4 protein-coding genes and 1 pseudogene are annotated in these 3,196 nt (G+C 62.5%); 1 reads left to right on the top strand and 4 read right to left on the bottom strand.

What is annotated here, in order from left to right:
* On the top strand, positions 1-365 hold a 365-nt coding region (locus EOA86_RS28060), incomplete at its 5' end, for a GMC oxidoreductase (RefSeq protein ID WP_245497402.1).
* 355 nt (positions 366-720) lie between these two features.
* Here EOA86_RS28060 and EOA86_RS28065 read toward each other — a convergent pair.
* The 4 genes and pseudogenes from EOA86_RS28065 to EOA86_RS28075 all read right to left on the bottom strand — a co-directional run.
* Positions 721-1,104 (bottom strand): VOC family protein, encoded by a 384-nt coding sequence (locus EOA86_RS28065; RefSeq protein WP_127208357.1) that lies wholly within the window; start codon positions 1,102-1,104, stop codon positions 721-723.
* A 100-nt stretch (positions 1,105-1,204) separates the two neighbouring features.
* Positions 1,205-1,696 carry a DeoR/GlpR family DNA-binding transcription regulator gene (locus EOA86_RS40700; protein WP_245485588.1) on the bottom strand — a complete coding sequence of 164 codons (492 nt, stop codon included), beginning with the start codon at positions 1,694-1,696 and terminating at the stop codon, positions 1,205-1,207.
* A gap of 168 nt (positions 1,697-1,864) precedes the next feature.
* A pseudogene (locus tag EOA86_RS40705) lies at positions 1,865-1,990 on the bottom strand (DeoR/GlpR transcriptional regulator); the annotation flags it as partial.
* 56 nt (positions 1,991-2,046) lie between these two features.
* On the bottom strand, positions 2,047-3,196 hold a 1,150-nt coding region (locus EOA86_RS28075; protein WP_128344652.1), incomplete at its 5' end, for a GMC oxidoreductase.

Genomic DNA, 3,196 nt, shown 5'->3' on the forward strand with positions numbered 1-3,196 from the left:
CGTACGATCTGGACACCATGGCCAAGGGCGTGCGCCTCGGCCGGGAAATCATGGGCCAGCCGCTGCTCAAGCCTTTGATCAAGCGGGAGCAGCATCCTCACCGTCCCATGCACACGTTGGAGGACTACCGCCAGTATGTGAGGGAAATGGCTCAGGGCGCGCTTCATCCTACGGGCACTTGCCGGATCGGCAAGGACGTCCTTTCGGTCGTCGACAGCCAGCTGCGCGTCCACGGCATCGCGGGGCTGCGGGTCGCCGACGCCTCGATCATGCCCACGGTGCCCTCCGGGAATACCAATGCGCCGGCCATCATGATCGGCGAGCGCGCGGCGGATTTCATCTGCCGTAGCCGCAACGATCTCTGAGGATTCGAAAGTCGTGCGGCCGCGTGCTCGCGGCGCAGACTGTCTTAGACTAACGCGAGTTGAACCATTCCACCGTGTACGGCACGAGGAAGGTGGCCGCCGTCGGGAGATGTTCCGGCATTCCAATCATAGTGGGACGATTTCCATCAGATCCTCGATGCCCTCGTGGCGATCGCGAAGGGCTTGGCCGGAAGCGGGCTGCGGCGTGACGATAGCTCTCTTCTTGCCGATCACGACACGCAGCCCGTGACATGGCTGACGCGGGGCGGATATATGTCCTCCAACGCCCGGCGACGCAGCTATTGCCCATGATGCAATGGCGGGCGAAGGGCGAGAGAGACGTTGAGCTTGACTGTCAGGCAACGATCTCGATCAGGATGCCTTCGGGCGTGTTGACCAGTGCCTCGTAGTATCCGTCGCCAGTCATACGTGGCGCCGACACGAGCAGTCCGGCAAGCTCGAAGCGTCGTGCCGTCGTATCGACCGCTTCCTTGCCTCTGACCGACAGCGCGATATGCGCCCAGCCGACAGTCTCGCGGCCCGCGGGCGTCTCGACCCATGGCCCCTGCATCAGTTCGAGTTGCAGGCCGCTTTCTCGAAGCGTGACGAAGCGGGAGACGAAGCCGATCCGGTTTCGGCTTTCATAACGGTCGCCGATCTCCGCATCGAAAAACGCGCTCCAGAACGCCGCGGCCTGCTCGACATCCTTCGTCCAGAGTGCGAGGTGCGCAAGCCTCATGGGTACTCCTCCAGCCTGGCGCGTCTACGGGCCAATACCGAGCCGGAGGCCCCGCCCCGTCCCGCCTGGACCGGCGCGGAGGTGCCGCGGCTGACGCGTGTTACTCGGTCGGCGCGCCGGCGACGATGATATTCAAACCGGCTGCGCGCAGTTTCGAAGCGAACGGAACCGGCGCATCCCGTTCCAGGATCACGTGGTCGATGTCTGTCACCGCTCCGATGGTGAAAGGCGCGGTCGTCTCCGCCTTTGCGCTGGTGAGCATCAGCGCCTTGCTGGTACTCGCCTCCAAAAGCGCGATCTTGAAGTCCACGTCGGGCATGCTGAAGCCGGCCAGCCCGGCTGCACTCGACATCGCGCAGGCGCCCAGGAAACAAAGGTCGATGCGGAAACGGCGCATTTCCTGGATCGACCGCGCATCGACACATCCGCCCACCTGTGTGTTGACCGATCCGCCGATGACAAACAGCGATATGTCGGTGCGGTTCGCGAGCGCGGCGGCAATCATAATCGAATTTGTGATCACGATCAGCTGGCGGTCTGTCGGCAAAACCCCGGCAAGTTGAAGGTTGGTGCTGCCAGTGTCGAGGAACACGCTTTGCCCCTTGCCGATCAGATCGACCGCGGCTCGTGCGAGTGCCCGCTTACGCGGAATATCCTCGACAGCTCGGCTCTCCATCGGCGTGGAAGCAGGGGAAAGCGGAAGCGCGCCTCCATAGACCCGCTTGCAGATACCGTCCTGGGCCAGGGCGCGAAGGTCTCGGCGGATGGCATCCTCGGAAACGTCGAATTCACCGGCGAGCTCATTTGCCACGACGGACTCGCCGCGCAAGAGCCGGTCGGCGATTGTGCGGCGCCGCCCGAGCGGCAACAAAGATGAATCGTGCATGATCGTGCATAAGCACGAAATTCAAGACGTGTCTAGTCGAAGCAGCTGCTGGCCCATCACGCTGCGGCTTTGATGAAATCGGCGGCCCGTTCCCCGATCATGATACAGACCGCATTGGGATTCCCCGAGATTAATGTGGGCATAATTGAGGCGTCGGCAATGCGAAGCCGATCCACGCCACGTACGCGGAGTCGAGGATCGACCACCGCACCCTCGTCTTGGCCCATACGGCACGTTCCAGCAGGGTGGAGCGCGGCATGCGCCGTCTGCAGGCAGAACTGCCTGATCTGGTCGCGCGATTTCATGGCTGCCAACGGCACATGCCTCGCTGAGACATACCGCGTCATTGCCGGTTTTTCCATGATGTCGAGGGCGGCCATCGTCCCGTCGGTGACCGCCTCGAGATCGGCGTGATCGGAGAAATACCGTGGTGCGACACGCGGATTGTCGGCTGGGTTTGCGCTGACGAGCGTAACCTCGCCGCGCGAGCGGGGTCGTATCTGCCCAAGATTGACGGTGCAGCCGTTGCCACCCGGAACGGCCTCAACTCCTTCCTCGATACCCGCACCCACGACCATGAAGAACTGCACATCGGGAAGGGCTTCGTCCTTATTGCCCCACCAGAAGGCTCCGCCTTCGATGAGGTTGGAGGAAGCAGGACCGCCTCCGAACAGCAGGTAGTTCAAGCCGGCGGCCGCCTTCCAATGCAGTTTCTTGTACTTGTCGTAGCTATGCGGCCCATTGAGCTGATAGATCAGGGATATCTCAATATGGTCCTGTAGGTCTTGGCCGACACCCGGCAGGTCGGCTATCACATTAACGCCGTGCCCGGCGAGCGCGTCGGCCGGGCCTATGCCTGACAGCATCAGCAACTTCGGCGTTGCGATGGCGCCGGCCGAGACGATCACCTCACGCTCGGCACGCACAACGAACCTGCGGCCCAGCGAAAGGTATTCGACCCCGACAGCCCGCCCCTTTTCGATGAGGATCCTGGTTACCGTGGCTCCTGTCCGCACGTCCAGGTTCGGGCGCTTGCGCGCCGGCTTGATGAACGCAGTTGCCGCGCTGCTGCGGCGTCCGCTCTTGGAAGTTATTTGATAAAGACCGCACCCAGCCTGACTGCCCGAATTGAAATCCGGATTGTAAGGCAGCCCGGCCTGCTGGCATGCTTGAAGCCATGCCCGGGTCAGCGGGTGGATATAGTCG

Source organism: Mesorhizobium sp. M5C.F.Ca.IN.020.32.2.1 (genome assembly GCF_004023105.1).
Classification (GTDB): domain Bacteria; phylum Pseudomonadota; class Alphaproteobacteria; order Rhizobiales; family Rhizobiaceae; genus Mesorhizobium; species Mesorhizobium wenxiniae.